We start from the raw sequence: 20,101 nt of genomic DNA, 5'->3' as shown, positions 1-20,101 counted from the left end.
CGCTCACCAGGACCGAAAGGCGAAGGCACCCCGCGGGCGACCAGATCCGCCGGACAGGCCCTAGGCCGGCCGCGCGGGACCGTGCTATCAGGTCCCGCGGGCCCCTCCCCGCGCTTCCCCTTCCCACCTTCCTCCTCCTTCTTGTCACGTTTCCCCGTTCGATTCCGTCAAATAAGTGATCGCGAAAGCCGGCCGGTGCGGTTCCGGGGGCACACGCAGAACGAGGAAGTAGGAAACAACCATGACCACGAGCGCTCTCGCCGAACTGCGTTCACAGGTGCGCGGCCGTGTCCTCCTGACCGGTGACGACGACTTCGACCAGGCACGAAAGCCGTGGAACCTCGCAGTCCAGCAGCCCGTCTCGGCGGTCGTCGAGGCCGCCGACGCCGACGACGTGGCGGCCGTGGTGCGGTATGCGGCCGCCGCCGGACTCGCCGTCGCGCCCCAGCCCGGCGGCCGGGGCGCCAGCGGCGACGTGGAGGGAGTGATCCTGCTCCGCACGGGCAAGCTCGACGAGCTGCACGTCGACGCCGCCGCCCGTAGCGCGCGCGTCGGCGCGGGCGTCCAGGGCGGGCAGGTCCAGGCGGCGGCCGGGCCGCTCGGCCTGACCGGGCTGCCGGGCAGCTCCCCGCTGGTCAGCGTGGTCGGCTACACGCTCGGCGGCGGGCTCAGCTGGTTCGGTCGCAAGTACGGCTGGGCCGCCGACAGCGTCACCGCCTTCGACGTGGTCACCGCCGACGGCACCCAGGCGCGGGTGACCGCCGACTCCGACGCCGAGCTCTTCTGGGCGCTGCGCGGCGGCGGCGGCGACTACGCCGTGGTCACGGCCATCGAGTACGACCTGCACCCCGCGCCCACCCTCTTCGGCGGCCGGATGGTCTGGCACGGCAGCCAGGCGCCCCGCGTCCTGGATGCCTTCCGCAAGATCACCTCCGCTGCGCCGGACGAGCTGACCGTGTGGTTCAACATGCTCGACATCCCGAACGGCCCCTGGCTGGTCACCCTGGACAGCACCTTCCTGGGCGAGGAGGCCGAGGGCCGGGCGCTGCTCAGTGCGCTCGACGAGATCGAGGGCGCGAACGCGGACACCAGGGGCGTGTGGCCGATGGCCGAGCTGGGGGAGATCGCCCACGAGCCGACGGAGCCCGGGCCCTCCGCGGCCCGCGCCGAGCTTCTGACGGACCTGGACGACAAGGTCGTCGCCGCGCTGCTCGCGGAGCCGATCGCCCCTCTCCTCGGTATGAACATCCGGCACCTGGGCGGCGCCCTCGCCCGGCCGACGGAGAACCCCCAGGGCCCGCTGACCGAGCCGTACACCCTGTCCATGTTCGGTGTGCCGTCCTCGCCGGAGCGCAGGGCCGAGATCGTCGCCCGCCAGGAGGCGCTGGTCCAGTCGGTCGCCCCGTACATCAGCGGCCGCAAGCCCTACACGTACCTCTCCCCCGGTGACACCGCCGCGGCGGCCTTCACGCCCGAGGCGCTGGCCAGGCTCCAGCAGGTCAAGCGCGACCGCGACCCGCGCGGGGTCTTCCGCAGCAACTTCCCGGTCCTCGGCTGACGGCTGACGGTCCCGATACGGACGACGGCGCCCCGCGGCAGTGGCCACGGGGCGCCGTCGTCCGTCACGAGCGGGTCAGGACAGCTTGCCGTCGTAGTCCGGGAGCTTGAAGGCACGCTCGGCGTGCCCGCCGACCAGGTCGGTCGTGTTGTTGCCGAAGTTGGCGATGATCGTGTAGCCGCGCGCCTCGATCTCGGCCCGCTTCTCCGTCTTGTACGTGCTGACCTCGTGGAACAGGTCCGGCATATCGCGTACGTAGAGACCGGTGACGGGGTAGCCGACGGCCTTGAGGTTGTACGAGGTGAGGGACTCGATGATGCCGGGGCGGGCCGTCACAAAGAAGACGGCGACGCCCTGGGAGCTCGCCTCGCGCACCATGTCCCGCATCGACTGGATGGCGGGGGTCGGGAACGTCCAGAAATGGTGGAAGTCCGTCTCCAGCGAGGTGTTGTCGATGTCCAGGACGATCGCCGGCTTCTCGCCCGCGGGCGAGGCGGCGATGCGGTCCTTGAGGTACGGGCGGGCGGTGTCCACGACGCCCTGGACGTCGCGCAGCCAGGTCGCGTAGTCGACATCCTTGAGCGCGGCGATCCCGCCGGAGGCGGAGGCCTGGGCCACGACGGAGTGCGGGGCCGCGGCGGGGGCCGCCTGGGAGGCGGTCGGCGCGGCTATGAGGGCGGTCGCCGCTGCGGCCACCGTGACGGCCGTGCGCGTCGTCCAAGCAGTGCGGTGCATGGGGGGTTGGTGCTCCTCTGTCGCGATGGTGGGAGGCCGTGGGGGACCCGCCGGGCCTCGGCGAACGGCACGGGCGGCACGGAATTGGCATGCGCACGGCCAACAATGATCAGCCGGTGGCGCAATGTCTACTGGTCGGTAGGAAACTTCTCGCATACGTGGGGTGAATCCACGGGAGTGCCGCACGAACCCGCCCCATACGGAAGGCGAGCCGCCGGATGGGCGGGGCGAGCGCGGCCTCCGCGTCGGTCGGCGGAGCCGTATGGGCGCGCCGGGAATTTATTTTCCAACCTCAACTGTTGGCATATACATCGAGCCGATCTCGGCTCGACCCCGACGACAGCGCGGACCGACGGGTCCGCCCCCTCAGCAGCGAGGCACCATGAACACCACCCCGGAGCAGCCCGCCGACACCGTGGCCCGGCTGCGCGCCACCTTCCGCACCGGTCGCACCAAGCCCGTCGAGTGGCGCACCACGCAGCTGCGACGACTGCGCGAGATGCTCACCGAGCGCGGTGCGGACCTGGTGGAGTCGCTCCACGCGGACCTCGGCAAGAGCCCCGCCGAGGTCCACCGCACCGAGATCGGCTTCACCGTCCGGGAGATCGACCACACCCTGGACCACCTCGCTCAGTGGCTGCGACCCGAGCCCGCGCCCGTCCCGGAGCACCTGGGCGGGGCGACGGCGTGGACGCAGTACGACCCGCTGGGCGTCGTCCTGGTGATCGCGCCCTGGAACTATCCCGCGCAGCTGCTGCTCACCCCGATGATCGGCGCCCTGGCCGCCGGGAACGCGGTCGTGGTCAAGCCGAGCGAGCTGGCTCCGGCCACCTCCGCCGTGCTGGCGCGGCTGCTGCCCGAGTATCTCGACCCGGACGCGGTGGCCGTGGTGGAAGGCGGCATTCCGGAGACCACGGCGCTGCTGGCCGAGCGGTTCGACCACATCTTCTACACCGGCAACGGCACCGTCGGCCGCATCGTCATGGCCGCCGCCGTCCAGCACCTCACCCCGGTCACCCTCGAACTGGGCGGCAAGTCCCCGGTGTTCGTCGACCGGGACGCCGACATCGCCACGGTCGCGGCCCGGCTCGCCGCGGGCAAGTTCCTCAACGCGGGCCAGACCTGTGTCGCACCCGACTACGTCCTCACCGACCCGGAGACCGCCCGCGCCCTCGAACCGGCGCTGGCCCGGGCCGTCGAGGCCCTGTACGGAGCCGACCCGCAGGCCTCGGCCGAGTACGGCCGCATCGTCAACGAGCGCCACTTCGACCGCCTGAGCGCGCTGCTCGACTCGGGCCGCGTCGTCACCGGTGGCCGGGGCGACCGCGCCACCAAGTACCTCGCGCCGACCGTCCTCGCCGATGTCGACCCCAAGGCGCCGGTGATGCGGGAGGAGATCTTCGGCCCGATCCTGCCCATCGTCACGGTGCCGGGCCTGGACGAGGCCATCGACTTCATCAACGACCGCGACAAGCCGCTGGCCCTGTACGCCTTCACCGAGTCCGGGACCACCCGCGAGCGCCTGGCCTCCGAGACCTCCTCGGGCGGCCTCGGCCTCGGCCTGCCGCTGGCCCATCTCACCGTCTCCGACCTGCCCTTCGGCGGCGTCGGCGAGAGCGGCATGGGCAACTACCACGGCCGCTACTCCATCGAGACGTTCAGCCACCGCAAGGCCGTGCTGGCCGGGTGACGAGCGGTGGGGGCCGGGACGGATCCCCGTTCCGGCCCCCGGTGTACCGGTGTGACGGCTACACCGGGCCGTAGAGCGCGGCGAGTTCGGCCGCGAGCTGCGCGAGCCGCTCGCGGGCCTGCGGGGGTTCGAGGATCTCCACGCTCGCCCCGAGACCGGCCAGTTGCGCGGCCACGACCTCCGGGGACGGGCCGTCGATCTCCATCTCCAGCCATCCGTCAGCCCGTTCGCCGCCCAGGCGCAGGCGGCCGCCGAACAGGACGCCCAGGACGCGCCCGGCCGTGGGCTCGGCCCGCCCGCGTACGGTCGCCCCCAGCATCCGCTCCTCCATCGGGGCGGCCAGCGCGCGCCAGGCCGTGGCCAGGTCGAAGCCCTCCGGCCGGACGACGGGGTCCGCGGTCACCTCGACCGAGGTGATCCGGTCGAGCCGGAAGATGCGCAGACCGTCGTGGACGGATCCGGCGGCCGCCTCGTCACCTGCCCGCGCCCCCTTCTCCGTACCGGCCACGAGATACGGGACTCCCGCCTTGGTGACCAGGCCCAGCGGGTCGACCGTGCGCGTACCGGCCGGGCTGCCGGGGCGGGCGTATCCGAGCCGGATCCGCAGGCCGTCCACCACCGCCCGTTGCAGCGCGTCCAGCAGGGGCGTGCCCGCCGTGACGGGCATGCGCGACCAGTCCGTGCCGTCCGTGACACCTGCCTTCGACGCGGCCTCGGCGCCGGACCGGAGCGTCGCGGGCAGGGCCCGCACCAACTTCCGCAGCGCGGTGCGCAGTTCGGGCGAGGCCGCCGACGGCCCCGCGACCAGGAACATCGCACGGATCTCGGCGGCGGTGAGGCCGGTGAGATCGGTACGCGCCCCGCCGACCAGGGACCAGCCGCCGCCCCGCCCGTGCTGGGAGTACACGGGGATACCGGCGGCGGCCAGCGCCTCCAGGTCGCGGCGCGCGGTGCGCTCGGACACCTCCAGCTCCGCCGCCACCTCGCGCGCGGTCACGCGTCCGCGTGTTTGCAGGAACAGCAGGGTCGCCACCAGCCGGTCAGCTCTCATAGCGATCATTCTCTTGGGAAAACTGGCCAGGAGATGGCCAGTTTGGCTTCCAGGATGAGTGCAGATCGAGCGCGGAAAGATCAGCGGACTGATCAAAGGCCGCGCCGTACACGCCTTCAGGGAGAGATCATGATTGTGGTGACCGGAGCAACCGGGAACGTCGGACGGCACCTTGTACGGACCCTGGCCTCGGCGGGCGAGTGGGTTACGGCGGTGTCCCGCCGCATCCCGGCCGCACAGATGCCGGGCAACGTGGAGTTCCAGCAGGCCGATCCGGCCCGGCCCGAGAGCCTCAAGCGCAGCCTCGACGGGGCCGACGCGCTGTACCTCCTCGTCCCCGGTGACGGCGAGGGCCTCGACCCGCACGCCATCCTCGACACGGCGCGGGCCGCCGGGGTCCAGCGGGTCGTCCTCCAGTCGTCGCAGGCCACCGCGACCCGCCCGCACTCCCCCGCGCACGCCCGGCTGCGCGCCTTCGAGGACGCCGTACGGGAGTCACACCTCCAGTGGACGGTCCTGCGGCCCAGCGGATTCGCCTCCAACGCCTACATGTGGTCGCCCTCGGTCCGCTCCGAGCGGACCGTCACGGCACCCTTCGGCGACGTCGGCCTGCCCGTCATCGATCCGGCCGACATCGCCGCGGTCGCCGCCGTGGTCCTGCGCGACGGGAGTCACGCGGGCCGGACGTACGAACTCACCGGACCGGCCACGGTCTCACCGCGCGAGCAGGCCCGGGCGATCGGTGACGCGCTGGGGGCGGCGGTGCGGTTCGTCGAGCAGAGCCGGGCCGAGGCGCGCGAGCTGCTGATGCGGTTCATGCCGGAGCCGGTGGTCGAGGGCACACTCGGCATCCTCGGCGAACCCACGCCCGAGGAGCGGCGGGTGAGCCCGGACGTGGAGCGGATCCTGGGCCGGGCACCGCGTACGTTCACGACCTGGGCGGCGGACAACGTCGTCGCCTTCAGATGACGTCCACGGCCGCCGCGGGGAACGCCGGGCGGCGGTCGATGCGGGCGCGGACCTCGTCGGAGCCGAAGTGGTAGTCGATGCGCCTCACGGCCTCGGCCCAGCCGCGCATGGTGCCCGCACCGGAGAGCGCCTCGGTCACGAACGGGTCGGTCCACCGCCGCACCGCACGCCGCCACAGCTCCGCGGGCGGCTCCTCCAGCAGACTGCCGACCGTTCCCTCGTAGATGAGCATGGCCCGGACCTGCCCGTCGGGCTCGATCTGGACCGACTGGAAGTCGAGCCCGCGCGCGACCTGTTCGGGGTTCATCTGCAAGGAGAAGTTGGTCGACGTGCCGACCCGGACGGTGGCCGGGGCGAGCGCCTGAAGCCGCGCGCGCTGCTCCTCACTGCCCAGCCGGGCGAGCTGTTCGTCCGAGAGCAGTTCGTGCTCGGCGTATCCGGTGCGGCTGCCGAGCCCGGACGGCACGGCGGCGCCGAAGTCCAGGGAGCTCAGGTGCGGGAACCGCGGCACGATGTCCGTGCAGAACTCCTCCAACCGGTCGACGTTGCTCCGTACGACCGCACAGTCGACGGCGAACGGGAGCGGGCGCTCGCCGCGCTCGGCCCGCCCCCGCGCTCCGGCTTCGAGCAGCGCCAACGCCCTCATCGCCCGCTCGAACGAACCCGCCCTGCCGCGGATCCGGTCGTGCACCTCGGGCGCGGGGCCGTCGACGCTCACCACGACCCGCCCGCACACCCGCGCCAGCTCGTCGGCCATCCACGGCTGGAAGTTCCAGCCGCCGGTGTACACGAGCACCGAGATGCCCGCCCGCGTGAGCCGCTCCGCTACCTCGAACACCCCCTTGACCAGGAGCGGTTCACCCCCGGCGAGGGTGACCTGGACCGGGCCCAGGGAGATGATGGCATCGGCGATCCGGAGCATGTCGTCATGGCTCACCTGCCGCGTCGGGCGCCTGCCGGACTCCGAGTAGCAGTGGGTGCAGCGCAGCGGACAGGCGTAGGTGATGTCCCAGATGACGGACTGTGGACCATCGGCAACGTTGTTCGCGCGCTCCATCGCATGCTCCCCGTGTCCGCTCGCGGCCTCGATGCCGGAACGTCCCCCGTGCGGTGGCGGAGGACGTTCCGGCCTCGCTCAGACTAGGAGGCGCCGCCCGGGCGCGGTATCCCCAACTCTGGGGATGGCGCGGACCGTTCGGGTCGCCCCGGTCAGCCGTGCAGGGTCGTGACCCGGAGCTGGGGATCGGTCCCGATCTCCGCCTCGGTGAACCGTTCCGTGACCCAGCGCTTGTGCGAGAAGAGGACGGTCTGGTCGGTGTAGTGGGGCGATTCGGGGTTGGCGGACTGCCCGTAGGTGAGGATCGTGCGGGTGCGCGGGCCCTGGGCCGTCAGCTCCGTGGCCATGATGAAGCTGGAGCCCGACGCGTAGTCCTCCGGGGAGTTCGGGCGTGTGGCGCCGCCGCTGCCCGACGTCGGTGACGCGTTCACGACGTTGAAGCAGCCCTCGTCGCCGGAGCAACCGGGCAGCGGAATCCCCGCCCAGCGCTGCACGCTGCCCATCGGCGCGTCCAGCGGCACCTTGTCGGCGGCCAGCCCGCGCACGGCGTCGGCCAGTGCGCGCCGCACCTGCGGTTCGTCGCCGTTGAGCCCGCGCGGGGTGGTGAGCGGCTGGGCCGGGTCGTACGGAACACGCCACCAGGGGTTCGGGCCGCCCACCTGGGTGCGGAACGCCTGCCACAGTACGGCGCCCCGGCTGTCGGCGTCGTCGCGGGTGTCCCAGGCCGCGAGGACGTCACAGGCGGCGCGCACATCCACCTCGGTGCCGTCGGTGGCCGTCAGGACGGGGTGCGCGCGGCACATCGCGACCGCGTCGTCGCGGCCCAGCTCCGCCGTGTAGTTGCGGTCGCCGAGCATGCTCGCCTGCAGCGTGGACAGGCTGAAGCCCGGAGCGCCCAGTCCGTCGGTGCCGTCGCGCCGGCCCGCGATCATCTGGAGCCCGAGCTGGGCGCGCGGCCCGAGGGGCGCCCCGGCGCGGTACATCCGCGGGTAACCGGTGAGCGGCGCCGCGGGGTTGGTCAGCGTCGAGTCGTTGTTGGAGTTGGCCACGTAGTCGGTCCGGGTCAGCCGGGGCTGGTGACCGGGGCCGAAGAGGCCCGGCACCACCGCGTCGGGGTCGCTGCCCCAGTCGCAGGCCGAGGTCGAACCGTCGAGCGCACCGACGAAATCGTCGCCGCTGCCCCGCAGGCCGCACCGCTTGAGCTGGTCGTCGGCGACGTGCGGCACTGCGGAGGAGTCGTTGAAGTACGCGGTGCCAGTGGTGTCCGAGGCGATCGTGTACGTCCAAGGGATGCCCTGGTACTTCTGGTGCGCCTGCTTGAGCTGGTCCACGGACCCCGCCTTGCCGAGCGCCAGCCACTCGTTCATCGAGCGCAGGTTGTCGGCGTTGGCGTCCCTCAGGGCGTACGCCTCGGTCCGCGTCCAGCCCTCGGCGAGGACCGGCCCGTACCGGGAGGTGTAGAGGGTGCTGGACACGGTGGAGAGCTTGCCGTCGGCGCCCCGGACCGTGACCGGCACGGTCCGGCGGGTCATCGGCACCGCCTTGCCGTCGACGAGGTAGCTCGTCGGGTCGCCGGGTGCGATGGTGAGGCGGTAGAGCGAGGCGTGGTCGGCGTAGCTCGTGGTGTGCGTCCAGGCCAGGCTGCGGGTGTGGCCGATCTCGACGAGCGGGGTGCCGTAGATGCTCGCGCCCGCGACGTCGAGGACGCCCGGGATCGTCAACTGCACCTGGTAGAAGCGGTAGCCGCCAATCCATCCCAAGTGCGGGTTGGCCAGTAGCATGCCGTCATGCCCTCGGGTCACGTCACGGCCGAGCGCCCAGCCGTTGCTGCCGAGGTCGGCGCGGCGGGGGCCCTTGCTCCTTGACGGAGTCGAGGGGGTTTCCGACGCGGCCACCGAGGCCGCACCGCTCGCACCGGCGGCGTGCGCTGCCGTCGCCGCCCGCGGTGGCTTCGTGGCGGCCTTGCCCGAGGCCCCTGTAGGCGGGGTCGCGGTGGTGATGGCCTGCTTGAGCGCCGTCGCGCCGAAGGCGCCGTTGAGGTCGTAGGTGAGGTTCCAGATGTCCATGGCGTCGATCGGGCCGACCCAGGGCTTGCCCTTGCACGTCGGGTCCGGAAGGTGGGCGGCGCCGGTGTCGCGCAGATACCGGTTGTACCCGGCGGCGTACCCCTCGACCATCCGGCGCAGCTCCGGCGTCGGGCCGAGCGGCGCCGGGCGGTCGAGCAGCCGCCGGACCGTACCGGCCTGCCGCAGGCCCTGGTGGTAGGTGTCGCTCGCCAGGTTGGGGGTGTCGTCGGCGGTCGTCTCCGTCGGGCCCAGGTATCTGGAGCGCTCGCCCCGCAACGTCATGACCTGGTCGGCGAGTTGGCACAGGTTGTCCTGCGCGAACGCGTACCCGTATCCGTACCCCAAGCCGCCGTAGTCGTGGGCCAGCACGTGCGGGATGCCGTACTCGGTACGGCGGATCTGGGAGGTGTATTCGTGGTCGCCCACCCGCTTGCCGTCCGGTTCCGCCGCGGCGGACGCGGGCGCCGGTAACAGCGCGGCGGTGCCGGAGGCCAGACAGAGGGCGGCCACCAGGGACCCCAGTCTCCGTATGCTTCGCGTCTTTTGACGCACCATCAGATATCGTCGGTTGCTCGGCATGTCCGTAAGGGTGCCGCAAGCCCGCCCCTCACCACATCAACCCGTCGGCCAAACTTCACGCCGGGCGGTGGGCCCATGGATGTACACCCTGGGATGGACCGGGCGGCGCTGACCTGCGGAGTGGCGAGTTGGGGGCGACCGCGTGCGGCACGACGCGTGTCGCCGTACTCCGGCTGCGTGTCGGTTCGCCGCCGCCGGGACGCCAAACATAGGGAGCGGGGTTGCCGCGCGGCGTCACACAGAGGGTTGAGATCCCTCCTCCAACCAGAGCGGTAGGCGGCCCGGCTCTCCAACCGGTGCGGCAGAGGCGCTCGACGAGCGTCATCTTGCGTGGCGCACGGCCCCACCACGGGCCGTCAGCGCGCCGGCAGCAGCTCCACGGTGACGAAGGCGACCACGGCCGCCAGGATCACGACCGGCATCATGGCGGAGCTGCCCAGCAGGAGCACCACGAGGACCACACTGCTCACGGGCAGCCGCAGGACACCTGTCGTGGCGGCCGCCATGCCCGCCGCCATGCCCGGGACGACTCCCAGACCCGGCAGGGGCGCGAGCAGCACCCCCGCCGCGGCTCCCAGGAAGAGCGCCGGGAACACCGGTCCACCGCGCAGACTGCCCAGGCAGAGCGCGTAGGCGGCGCTCTTGAACAGGAGGACCGCCAGCAGCGCACCGATACCCCAGGCGTGCGGGTCGGCGGCCAGGCCGCCCAGCGTGGCCTGCCCGGACGAGGCGACGTCCGCCGGCGAGCGGCCGGTGATCAGCGCATAGAGCGCGGCGCACGCCGCGGCGCCCAGGGCGCAGCCGATCGTACGGACCAGGGTGCGACCGGCGACGTACGCCGCGACCGACCGGCCGGCCGCGAGCACCAGGTGCAGGGCGACCGTGAGGGCCACGGCCATGACCAGTGCCCAGACCACGTCACCGGCGTCCACGCGGGGGAAGGGCGTGGGCAGCTTCAGGGCCAGGCTGCCCGTCTCCAGACCTGTCCAGCGCCCGAAGCCGGTGAACACCAGGGACCCCACCCCGCTGGACAGCAGGGCCGGGAGCATGACCGCGAAGAGCTGCGGCCCGCCGACCCCCGCGACCTCGATCAGGAGGACCGCGGCGACCAAGGGGTTGCCGAAGATCGCCGCGATGGCCGCGGCGGCTCCGGCCGCCCCCAGGAGCGTCGTGCTCTGCGGGGTCGCGGGAGCCCGGGCGAGGTCCCTGAACCAGAGGGCGAGCCCGCCGCCGAGGGCGATCAGTGGTGCCTCGGGCCCCAGCACCGCGCCGAACGGCAGACAGGCCGCGGCGGCGAGCAGCACACCGGGCAGCACGGCCGAGGAGGCGCCGCCGACGTGCAGTCCCGCCGCCGGGACGTGACCACCCGCGCCCGGCAGCCGGGTGGCTACCAGACCCACCACCGCCCCGGCGAAGAGGAGCAGGGGCAGCGGCCACCACCACGGCGGAACGTCCCGGCCCAGGGTGTGCGGAAGCCCGGCCCACAGCACGTGTTCCAGTTCGTGCAGCCCGACCATGAACCAGAACGCGGCGAGGGACACCGGGATACCGATGAGCGCGCACAGGACGAGCGCCCCGAGATAGCCGGGCGTCCGGAGCATGTCCCTCAGCAGGTCCGCCTCCCGCGGCTGCGTCCCGTCGGCGGTCACGGCTCCTCCTCCGGGTGCTCGGGGGCCTCGCCCCGGCGGCGCAGCCCGACGCGGACCGCGCCGAAGAGGACCTTGGCGATCACGCCCACCACGATCAGATCCGCGAGCATCTGCACGGTGGTCAGCGCACGGCTGGTGCCGGTGGTGGGCGCGATGTCGCCGAAGCCGACGGTCGCGAACACCGTGACCGTGAAGTACAGGGCGTCGGTCCGGCTCAGCGGCTCCGAGAACGACGACGGCCGGTTCTCGGCTAGCAGGAAGTACGCCACGGAGAACAGCATGAGGAACAGCGGCACGGCGGTGGCCAACGCCTCGATCGCCCGCAGCCGCGGATACTCCGCGTGGGTGATGGCGGCGATCTGCCAGGCCGTGAGACAGCCGAAGACCACCAGTCCCAGTACGAGCAGGACGGCGGTGCCGACGCCGACCCCGCGATCCAGCGGGGCCGAGCAGTACAGCGCCGTCTGCACGGTCACCGAGGCGACCGAGCGCAGCAGATGGCCGGCGAGGGCGCGGCGGCGGTCTCCGGGACCTGCGCGTTCCATGGGCCACTCCGGTGTGTGCGTGGTCCTGCGGGCACCGGCGTCCCGGAGGGGGCGAGCCGCCCTCCGCGTCAGGCGAGGCGGGGGTGCCCGTCCCGCCCGACAGAGCCGGACGGGAGGACCCCGCTGCGGGACGCCCTCCGGCATGCGGCCATCTTCAACCGGCTGTAAGAAGGTATCAACCCCCCGTGATCGGAGTCCGGCATGGACGACTACCCACTCCTCAACCTCTTTTGGACGATGCTGTGGCTGTTCCTGTGGGTGATGTGGTTCTTCCTGCTCTTCAAGGTCGCCACCGACATCTTCCGGGACCACAGCCTCAGCGGCTGGGCCAAGGCGGGCTGGCTGGTCTTCGTGCTCGTCCTGCCCTACCTCGGTGTCTTCGTCTATCTCATCGCCCGCGGACAGGGCATGGGACAGCGCGACGCGAAGCAGTTCAAGCAGCAGGAGGACGCGTTCCAGCAGTACGTCCGCAAGGCGGCCGGGACCGGCGGGGGCGGTTCGGTGGAGGAGCTGAGCAAGCTCTCCGCGCTCAAGGACAAGGGCGACATCACTCCGGAGGAGTTCGAGCGCGCCAAGGCCAAGATCCTGGCGTGAGGCCGCCGGGCCGCCGCTCCCGCCTCAGGACGACGGCGTGGGTCCCTCGATCTGTTCACTGATCCACTGCATGCTGCTCGCGTCCATCCCCTTCACATACGTCACGGCGTTGTGCCGGCCGCCCTGGATGACTTCGAGGTGGGTGTGGATCGGGCCCTTGTTCCCGTAGGTGGCGATGTACTTGTTCACCTTGGGGATGACGGACGACTCCTTCGTGCCGTACTGGAAGGCGAGGTAGACGTCCGGCCCCTTGGCGGCGATCAGCTGCTTGGAGAGCACCTCGGGGTTGTTCTCGGCCTTCTCCTTGGGGTGGCCGTTCCACAAGCGCGAGTCGGGGACGATGTCGGGGCCGGAGGCGATGACGGCCTTGAACTTGTCGGGGTGCTTCAGCACGGCCTTGAGGCCGGCGAAGCCGCCGGAGGAGGAGCCCATGAAGGCCCAGCCGTCGCGCGACTTGATCGTGCGGAAGTTCTGCCGCATGAGGTCGGGCACGTCCTCGGTCAGCCAGGTGCCCATCTTGGGCTGGCCGGGGATGTCGCTGCCGTCCCAGTAGAGCCCGCCGTCGTCGGGCTTGGGGTTCAGCACCGGCATGGCCAGCAGGAACGGTTTGCCCTTGCCTTCCTCGGCCCACTTGGAGATGGACGACTCCAGCTTGAGGTTGTTGTCCATCCAGTAGTTGTTGGGGAAGCCGGGGCCGCCCGGGAGCGCGATCAGGACGGGGAAGCCGCTCTTGTCGTACTTCGGGTCGTCGTACTCCTTCGGCGCCCAGACCCACACCTTGCCCGTGAAGCCGGACTTCTTTCCGGTGATCTTCACGACGCCGACGTGCGTCCCGTTGCCCAGCGTGCTGGCGATCTTGAAGTCGGCGGCCGGTCCGGTCGGCATCAGGGTCTTGGAGTCCGCCGGCTTCTGCGGGGTGCCGTCGCCCTTGTTGTCGATCTTGCCGTACGAGATGGGGTCGCCCTTGTCCGTGAAGGGCGGTATCTCGAAATAGCTCATGACCGGCCAGGCGATCGCCCCGAGCAGCCCCACGCAGACCACGGCGACAAGCCATCGCCGGGCCTTGGAAGCGCGGCGGTGGCCACGGGACTCATAGGTCTCGGCCCCGTCCCTGGTCTTGGTGGACGCGTGCGACATCAGTGGCTCCGGCTTGCTTCGGCCCCTCGGGGCACGACGGTCGTGTTCCGCCTCCGGGGATGGACAAAGCAGATGCAAGGGTTCCAAATTTGCCAAATCGTGATCAACGCTTGACGAGGAGCGGACCGGTACGAACGGGAACGGACGCACAAGATCACCGCCGGGTTCACCGCACTCGGCGGCGGCCTGCCGACAGCGCGACGGCTACCGGAGCGGCCGCCGCCCCCGCGCGATGCGGGCCTCGATGCGCTGGGCGTCCGGGACCTGGAGTGCGCGGGTGAGTTCAAGGGCGTGGGTCAGGTGCGCGACGGCCTCGTCCGGCCGGTCCAGTGCGTCCAGGCTCTCGCCGAGGCCTTCGAGGGCGCGGGCCTCCTCGTACGGCGACCTGACCTCACGGGCCAGTTCGAGGGCCCGCCGGTGGGAGTCGAGGGCGTCGGCCGGGGCCGCGTCCGCCCGCTGGACCGTGCCGAGGGTGTTGAGCGCCTCGGCCTCGCCGCCGGGGTCCCCGATCTCGCGGCACAGCGCCACGCTCGCGGTGGCGTTCTCCAGGGCGTACGTGTGGCAGCCGCTCAGGACCTGCACCTCGGCCAGATACATCAGCACATAGGCCTGCCCCATGCGGCTGTTGAGGGAGCGGGCGGCGTCGAGCGCCTCCCGGAGGTCCTTCTCCGCCTCCGTCAGGCGGCCGGTGCGCTGCTTGATCCTGCCGAGGTTCGCGAGCGCGTTGGCCGCACCCAGGCGGGCGCCGAGGCACTGGTAGAGGCGCGACGCCTGCCCGACACTCTCCAGCGCCTCTTCGTACGCCCCGGTCAGGCGCAGTACGTCACCGAGGTCGCTCAGCACGTTCGCCTCGCCCAGCTCGTTGCCCAGATCACGGAAGAGCACCAGGGCCCGGCGATGGCAGGAGACGGACTCCGCGTACGCGCCGGTCGACTTGCGTACGTCACCGAGTGCGGTGAGCGCGTTGGCCTGGCCGAGGCGGTTGTCCAGGGCGCGATGCAGTTCCAGCGCGCGCCCCATGCTGTCGGCCGCCTCCGCGAAGCGCCCGGTGAGCTGCTGGACGTGGCCCAGCTCGACGAGCACCTGGGCCTGGCCGCGCGCGTCCCGGGTCTCCCCGAACAGGCGCAGGCAGTGACGCAGCGAGCTCTGCGCCTCCTCGTAGCGTCCGGTGCGGCGCAGGATGGAGGAGAGGTCGTGGAGCGCGATGGCCTCGCGGCCGGGGTCCCGCAGGCCGCGGAAGATGTCGAGGGCGGCCAGCAGGTTGCTCTCGGCCGGTTCGAACTCGGCCTGGAGCGTCTCGATGACCGCGGTGTTGCGCAGCGCGACGGCGCGGCCGAGCGGGTCCTCGGTCAGGAGCGCCGCGCCGAGCGCCGTCCGGTGCAGCGCGAGGGCGTCGCCCCAGTAGCCGTGGGCGCGCATGAACTCCGCCATGGCGGCGGGGAGTTGCACGGCGTGCTCGCCGTGGCCGTGGCGGGCCGCGTGGGCGACCGCCGCGCTCAGGTTGGCGTGTTCCGCCCGCATCCAGGCGAGCGCCCGCCCGTCCTCCGCGACCGGCGGCAGGGCCGGTGGGGCAGGGGTGCGGGGAGTGAGGGCCGGGGCGTCGTAGCGGGCGAAGGAACGACTGGCTCCCAGCGCCGCGTGCAGGTAGTAGCCGACCTGGCGTTCCACGGCCCGCGCCGCGTCGGCGCGGTGTCCGGCGCCGTCCTCGGCGTCGGTGAGGGCGCGTGCGTAGTCGCGCACCAGGTCGTGCATCCGGTAGCGGCCGCGCGAGGGTTCCTCGACGAGATGGTGGTCCTCCAGCTCCTCCAGGAGGCGGCGGGCCGTCGGCAGGTCCGTGCCGTGGAGCGCGGCGACCGCGTACGCGTCGAAGTCGAGCCCCGGCTGCCGCCCGAGGCGGCGGAAGAGCAGCTGCTGGTCCGGGGAGAGGTCGCGGTAGGAGAGCTCGAAGGCGGCCCGTACGGAGATGTTCTCGGAGCTGAGCGCCGCCAGGCGGCCGCTCGCGGCGGCCAGGTCGGCGATCACGTCCTCGGCGCTCCACGCGCGGTGGTGGCGCAGCCGGGCGGCGGTGAGGTGCAGGGCCAGCGGCAGGTGTCCGCAGAGCCGGGCGAGTTCGGCGCAGCCGGGGTCCTGGGCCGTCAGGTCCGCGCGTCCGGCCTTGGCCACCAGGAGCCGTACCGCCCGGTCCTCGGTCAGTACGTCCAGCGTGACCGGCACCGCGTCCGCGAGCGCGACCAGCCGTCGGCGGCTGGTGATCAGGACCAGGGACCCCGGCGTCCCGGGCAGCAGCGGCTCCACCTGTTCGCTGCCGCGGGCGTCGTCGAGGAGGACGAGGTAGCGCCCGCCCGCGAGTTTGCCGCGCCACAGTCCGGCGCGCGCGGACAGGTCGGCCGGGATGCGCTGGGGGTCGGTCCCCAGGGCGAGCAGCAGGCTGGTCAGCGCGGTGCCGAGGTCGACGGGCGGCGTTCCGTGCGTGTGCGCGTGCAGGGAGAGGAACAGACTGCCGTCGGGGAAGTCGGCCGCGAGTCGGTGGGCGACGTGGACGGCGAACGCGGTCTTGCCCACTCCCGGCATGCCGTCGACGGCATGGATGCCGACCACGCCGGAGGCTCCGGCGGATCCGTCGCGTACCGCCGAGACCAGGGCCTCGACCTCGTGCTCACGGCCGGTGAAGGCGGCGACGTCGCGGGGCAGGGACGTCGGTACGGCGGCGTCGGCGTCCGGGGCCTGTGCGGGCGGCGGGGCGTCGTCGGTCAGGATGTCCAGGTACGCGGTGGCCGCGTCGGGGCCCGGCTCGACGCCCAGTTCGTCGATCAGTGTGCGGCGCAGCCGGTGGTAGGCGGCCAGCGCCTCGGCCCGCCGTCCGCTGCGGTGCAGCACCCGCATGAGCTGGATGTGGAAGGCCTCGCGCAGCGGGAACTCGACGACCAGACGGGACAGCTGGGGCAGCAGCCCGTCGTGCCGACCGCGCCGCAGCTCCGCGTCGCAGCGCCACTCCAGCGCCTGTATCCGGGCCTCCTGCCACTGCCCGAGCCGGGCGCGCTCGTCCTCGGCGAGCGCCGGGAACTCGTCCAGCGGGGTGCCGCGCCACAGCGCCAGCGCGGTGTCCACCTCCCGTACGACGGTGTCCCAGTCCCCCGCCGGACGCGCGGCCCGCGCCGCGTCGAGGCGCTCGCCGAAGACGCGAGTGTCCAGCTCGCCGTCCTCGACGTCCAGGAGCATGCCTCCGGGCACCGCCCGGATCCGGGTCTCCTCGCCCAGCGAACGGCGCAGCCGCAGCAGGTGGTTGTGGAGCGAGGCGCGGGCGGTGGCCGGTGGGCGCTCGCCCCACAGCGCCGTCTCCAGCCGGGCCAGCGGTACCGCACGGCCGGGCGTGAGCAGCAGTGCGGTCAGCAGCGCCCGGCCCTTGGGCGACGCGGGTGTCCGCTCGACTCCTTGGTCGTCATGGACGGACAGCGGACCGAGCAGCCCGAACTTCACGTGTTCTCCCGCGCATTCCGGGCCTTACCGGGCCCCCGTGGCGTGCATCGTAGCGCGCCACCTGCGCTGAACATGTCAGACGCTTCGCGCCCGCCCCCAGGTCAGAAGTTCTTCGCACCTGCCCTGATCGCCTCGCGGATGCGGTGATACGTGCCGCAGCGGCAGATGTTGCGGATCTCGTCGAAGTCCGCGTCGCCGATCTCGTGACCGGCGGCGCGGGCCTGGCGGACCTTGGCGACGGCGGCCATGATCTGGCCGGGCTGGCAGTAGCCGCACTGGGCCACGTCGTACTCCAGCCAGGCCTCCTGCATGGGGTGCAGGTCCTTGCCGACGGTGGCGGGCAGGCCCTCGATGGTGGTGACCTCGTCGGTCGGCCGGACGTCCTTGACCCGCACGGAACAGGGGTTGAAGGCCTTGCCGTTGATGTGGCTGGTACAGGCCTGGCAGACGCCGAGGCCGCAGCCGTACTTCGGCCCGGTCACGCCGAGGACGTCGCGCAGCACCCAGAGCAGCCGGACGTCGTCCTCGACGTCCACCGACACCGGTTTGCCGTTGAGGATGAAGGTGTGCAGAGGCACGGATGCTCCTAGTAGGCGCGGCTGAGGCCGTCGGTGGGGGACGCGGGGATCGGCGGGACGGTCGGCAGCGGTTCGAAGCCGAGCGGGCCGTCGTGGTTGATCGGGAAGGTGGTCGGCATGGTGCCGGTGGCCCGGCCGTAGGCGCAGGCGACCGCCGCCATCGCGCCCGCGACGGCCAACTCCCCCGCCCCGCCCGGCTTGTCGCCGGTGGGCGGCATCACGATGATCTCCAGCTCGGGCGGGGTGTTCCACTGCCGGGTGTAGAAGTAGTTGTCCCAGCTGCCTTCGAGGAAGTGGCCGTCCTTCAGATGGAGGCCGGAGCTGAGGGTGACGGCGATGCCGTCCATGATGCCGCCCATCATCTGGGCCTGAAGACCGCGCGGGTTGACGGCGAGCCCCACGTCGACGGCGCACACGACCCGGGTGACCCTCGGGCCGGTGTACGCGTCGGGGATGTGGCGCCCGGTCGTCTCCGGGCGGCAGTCGATCTCCGCGAGGACGGCGACGAACCCGTGGTACTCGGGGTGGAGGGCGATGCCCTGCGCGGTGCCCTGAGGCATGGCCCGCCCCCACTCGCCGGCCTGCGCGACCTTGTCCAGGACGGCCCGGGCCCGGTCCTCCTTGAGGAACTGGCGGCGGAACCGGTAGGCGTCCTTGCCCATCCGCGCCGCGAGCTGGTCGACGACGAGCTCCTGGGCGCAGCGGACGTTGGGCGAGTAGATGTTGCGCATGCTGCCGGTGTGGAAGCCCTTGTCGACCTCGCTGAGCAGCTGGGTGGTGACGCCGAAGTGGTACGGGCTCTGCTGGGTGAGCTCGAAGATCGTCTCGGAGAAGGCGAGATCGCCCACGGGGAGTTTGGCCGCCATGGACGTGATGATCTCGCCGAGCCCGTGTCCGAAGTCGGTGGCCACCGAGGTGTGCCGCTGCTCGTACGAGAGGACCTCGCCCAGCGCGTACGTCGCCCGGACCCGGGAGGTGGACATGGGGTGGGTGCGGCCCTGGCGGAAGTCGTCCGTGCGGTGCCACATCAGTTTGACGGGCTTGCCCATCGCCTTCGATATCTGGGCGGCCTCCAGTGCCGCGTCGAAGAAGAGCTTGCGGCCGAAGGAGCCGCCACCCTCGGTGACGTGCACCTTGACGGCGGACAGCGGCAGGCCGAGCTTGAGCGCGATGGTCTCCTGCGCGGTGATCGGGGTCTTCAGCGACGCCCAGATCTCGGCCCGGTCGCTTCTGACGTCCGCCACAGCGCAGTTGGGCTCAAGGGCGCTGTTGCTGGCGAAGTGGAAGGTGAAGCGCGCGTCCACGGAGTGGACCAGCGGGTCCAACGCTGGGATCACCAAAGGCAGTTCGGCGGCGCGCAGCTCCTTGAGGACGGTGGCGTCGGACGCGCCCTCCTCGGTGCCGGGGCCCCAGGACACGCGCAGCGCCCGTACGGCGTCGATGCACTGGCCGAACGTCCGCCCGCGCACGGCGACTCCGGTGGGGACGGTGACGACGTCGGTGATGCCGGGCATCCCGAGGACGTCCGCCCGGTTCTCCACCGACCGCACCGTTCCGTTGATCGTCGGCGGCCTGCACACCATCGTGGGCAGCGCGCCCGGCACGCTGACGTCCATGGCGAACTGCTTGCGCCCGGTGACCGCCGCGAGCGCGTCGATGCGGCCGCGCGGGGTGCCGATGACGCCGAACTGGGCCGGCTTCTTCAGGGTGACGGGGATCCGGACGGTGGTGCGGCTCGCGGCCTTCACCGCCAACTCACCGTACGTGGCGCTCTTCCCGCGCGGGGAGGTGACGACCCCGGCCCGGGTGGTCAGCGTCGAGGCGGCTTCGCCGAACTCGGCCGCCGCGGCCTCCACGAGCCGCGCCCGGGCGGTCGCGGCGGCCACCCGGATCGGGGTGTAGGTGGCGATGGTGGTGTTCGACGCGCCGGTCATCTGGTTGAAGAGCAGCTCCGGCCGCGCGTCGGCCAGGGTCACCCGGATCCGGTCGAGGGGCAGGTCCAGCTCCTCCGCGATCAGCATCGCGGAGGAGGTGGTCACGCCCTGGCCCACCTCGGCGCGGGGCAGCACGAAGGAGGCGGTGCCGTCGTCGTGGACCTCGATCCTGATCAGGCCGGCCGTCGGCAGGGCGGCGTCCGTGAGCATGTCGTTGAGGTCGTAGATCTCGGACGGGCCGGGCAGCGACGGGACCGCCGCCTCGGCCCGGGCGGGTGCGACGGCCGCCTCGCCGAGCTGTGCGGCCACCGTCAGCGTCGAGGCCGCGAGCACATATCCCAGAAACCGCCGCCGCCCCACCTCGGGTACGACGGACCCGTCCTCCTGCTCCGGACGACCCGAGGCTGCCATCAACTGTCCCTTCGTCACCTGCACCGTCTGCGCCGTGTCAGAGCGTCACACATTTCTCATGAGTAACACCA

Annotated in this window: 14 protein-coding genes; 4 read left to right on the top strand and 10 right to left on the bottom strand. The window is 72.1% G+C overall.

Going from position 1 to position 20,101, the window contains the following annotated elements; translation table 11 throughout:
- The first annotated feature begins 241 nt into the window (after positions 1-241).
- The gene (locus OG965_RS35125; protein ID WP_371656100.1) at positions 242-1,558 is read left to right on the top strand and encodes an FAD-binding oxidoreductase; all 1,317 of its coding nucleotides are present in this window, start codon (positions 242-244) and stop codon (positions 1,556-1,558) included.
- A gap of 75 nt (positions 1,559-1,633) precedes the next feature.
- Here the strand turns inward: OG965_RS35125 and OG965_RS35120 are convergent, their stop codons facing one another.
- Entirely contained in the window at positions 1,634-2,293 is a 660-nt protein-coding gene (locus tag OG965_RS35120) for an HAD family acid phosphatase (RefSeq protein ID WP_371656099.1), read from the bottom strand.
- Between the two features lie 382 nt (positions 2,294-2,675).
- Between OG965_RS35120 and OG965_RS35115 the strand changes: the two genes are divergently transcribed.
- Positions 2,676-3,983 carry an aldehyde dehydrogenase family protein gene (locus tag OG965_RS35115; RefSeq protein WP_371656098.1) on the top strand — a complete coding sequence of 436 codons (1,308 nt, stop codon included), beginning with the start codon at positions 2,676-2,678 and terminating at the stop codon, positions 3,981-3,983.
- A gap of 58 nt (positions 3,984-4,041) precedes the next feature.
- Here OG965_RS35115 and OG965_RS35110 read toward each other — a convergent pair whose 3' ends face one another.
- Positions 4,042-5,034 (bottom strand): helix-turn-helix transcriptional regulator, encoded by a 993-nt coding sequence (locus OG965_RS35110; protein ID WP_371656097.1) that lies wholly within the window; start codon positions 5,032-5,034, stop codon positions 4,042-4,044.
- A gap of 129 nt (positions 5,035-5,163) precedes the next feature.
- On the opposite strand from OG965_RS35110, the gene OG965_RS35105 reads away from it, so the two are divergent.
- A complete protein-coding gene (locus OG965_RS35105) occupies positions 5,164-6,003 on the top strand; it encodes an NAD(P)H-binding protein (RefSeq protein WP_371656096.1) in 840 nt (279 codons plus the stop codon).
- On the opposite strand, the gene OG965_RS35100 is transcribed toward OG965_RS35105, so the two are convergent.
- The 4 genes from OG965_RS35100 to OG965_RS35085 all read right to left on the bottom strand — a co-directional run bounded on the left by OG965_RS35100 (position 5,996) and on the right by OG965_RS35085 (position 11,899).
- Positions 5,996-7,060: a radical SAM protein gene (locus OG965_RS35100; RefSeq protein WP_371656095.1), complete on the bottom strand. Its 1,065-nt coding sequence runs from the start codon at positions 7,058-7,060 to the stop codon at positions 5,996-5,998. The genes OG965_RS35105 and OG965_RS35100 overlap by 8 nt on opposite strands.
- Before the next feature lie 152 nt (positions 7,061-7,212).
- A complete protein-coding gene (locus OG965_RS35095) occupies positions 7,213-9,636 on the bottom strand; it encodes a penicillin acylase family protein (RefSeq protein ID WP_371656094.1) in 2,424 nt (807 codons plus the stop codon).
- Between the two features lie 425 nt (positions 9,637-10,061).
- Positions 10,062-11,306 (bottom strand): chloride channel protein, encoded by a 1,245-nt coding sequence (locus tag OG965_RS35090; RefSeq protein WP_371657146.1) that lies wholly within the window; start codon positions 11,304-11,306, stop codon positions 10,062-10,064.
- Positions 11,307-11,350: 44 nt separating this feature from the next.
- On the bottom strand, positions 11,351-11,899 hold the full coding sequence (locus OG965_RS35085; protein WP_371656093.1) for a potassium channel family protein: 549 nt from the start codon (positions 11,897-11,899) through the stop codon (positions 11,351-11,353).
- A 201-nt stretch (positions 11,900-12,100) separates the two neighbouring features.
- On the opposite strand from OG965_RS35085, the gene OG965_RS35080 reads away from it, so the two are divergent.
- A complete protein-coding gene (locus OG965_RS35080) occupies positions 12,101-12,493 on the top strand; it encodes an SHOCT domain-containing protein (RefSeq protein ID WP_371656092.1) in 393 nt (130 codons plus the stop codon).
- Positions 12,494-12,517: 24 nt separating this feature from the next.
- Here OG965_RS35080 and OG965_RS35075 read toward each other — a convergent pair whose 3' ends face one another.
- From OG965_RS35075 to OG965_RS35060, 4 genes are all read right to left on the bottom strand, one after another.
- On the bottom strand, positions 12,518-13,630 hold the full coding sequence (locus OG965_RS35075) for an alpha/beta hydrolase (RefSeq protein WP_371656091.1): 1,113 nt from the start codon (positions 13,628-13,630) through the stop codon (positions 12,518-12,520).
- A gap of 204 nt (positions 13,631-13,834) precedes the next feature.
- A complete protein-coding gene (locus OG965_RS35070) occupies positions 13,835-17,107 on the bottom strand; it encodes a tetratricopeptide repeat protein (RefSeq protein WP_371656090.1) in 3,273 nt (1,090 codons plus the stop codon).
- Between the two features lie 101 nt (positions 17,108-17,208).
- A complete protein-coding gene (locus tag OG965_RS35065; protein WP_371656089.1) occupies positions 17,209-17,685 on the bottom strand; it encodes a (2Fe-2S)-binding protein in 477 nt (158 codons plus the stop codon).
- An 8-nt stretch (positions 17,686-17,693) separates the two neighbouring features.
- On the bottom strand, positions 17,694-20,030 hold the full coding sequence (locus OG965_RS35060; protein ID WP_371656088.1) for a molybdopterin cofactor-binding domain-containing protein: 2,337 nt from the start codon (positions 20,028-20,030) through the stop codon (positions 17,694-17,696).
- Positions 20,031-20,101 lie beyond the last annotated feature (71 nt).

Source organism: Streptomyces sp. NBC_00224 (assembly GCF_041435195.1).
Taxonomy (GTDB): Bacteria; Actinomycetota; Actinomycetes; order Streptomycetales; family Streptomycetaceae; genus Streptomyces.
Note: the sequence above shows the minus strand (reverse complement) of the source record. Positions and strands in the feature narration are given on the sequence as shown.

Excerpts from the sequence above, each read along its gene's own strand:
- OG965_RS35110 (WP_371656097.1), bottom strand. The coding sequence starts at position 5,034 with ATGAGAGCTGACCGGCTGGTGGCGACCCTGCTGTTCCTGCAAACACGC.
- OG965_RS35120 (WP_371656099.1), bottom strand. The coding sequence starts at position 2,293 with ATGCACCGCACTGCTTGGACGACGCGCACGGCCGTCACGGTGGCCGCA.
- OG965_RS35125 (WP_371656100.1), top strand. The coding sequence starts at position 242 with ATGACCACGAGCGCTCTCGCCGAACTGCGTTCACAGGTGCGCGGCCGT.
- OG965_RS35075 (WP_371656091.1), bottom strand. The coding sequence starts at position 13,630 with ATGTCGCACGCGTCCACCAAGACCAGGGACGGGGCCGAGACCTATGAG.
- OG965_RS35100 (WP_371656095.1), bottom strand. The coding sequence starts at position 7,060 with ATGGAGCGCGCGAACAACGTTGCCGATGGTCCACAGTCCGTCATCTGG.
- OG965_RS35060 (WP_371656088.1), bottom strand. The coding sequence starts at position 20,030 with ATGGCAGCCTCGGGTCGTCCGGAGCAGGAGGACGGGTCCGTCGTACCC.
- OG965_RS35090 (WP_371657146.1), bottom strand. The coding sequence starts at position 11,306 with ATGCTCCGGACGCCCGGCTATCTCGGGGCGCTCGTCCTGTGCGCGCTC.
- OG965_RS35115 (WP_371656098.1), top strand. The coding sequence starts at position 2,676 with ATGAACACCACCCCGGAGCAGCCCGCCGACACCGTGGCCCGGCTGCGC.
- OG965_RS35085 (WP_371656093.1), bottom strand. The coding sequence starts at position 11,899 with ATGGAACGCGCAGGTCCCGGAGACCGCCGCCGCGCCCTCGCCGGCCAT.
- OG965_RS35080 (WP_371656092.1), top strand. The coding sequence starts at position 12,101 with ATGGACGACTACCCACTCCTCAACCTCTTTTGGACGATGCTGTGGCTG.
- OG965_RS35105 (WP_371656096.1), top strand. The coding sequence starts at position 5,164 with ATGATTGTGGTGACCGGAGCAACCGGGAACGTCGGACGGCACCTTGTA.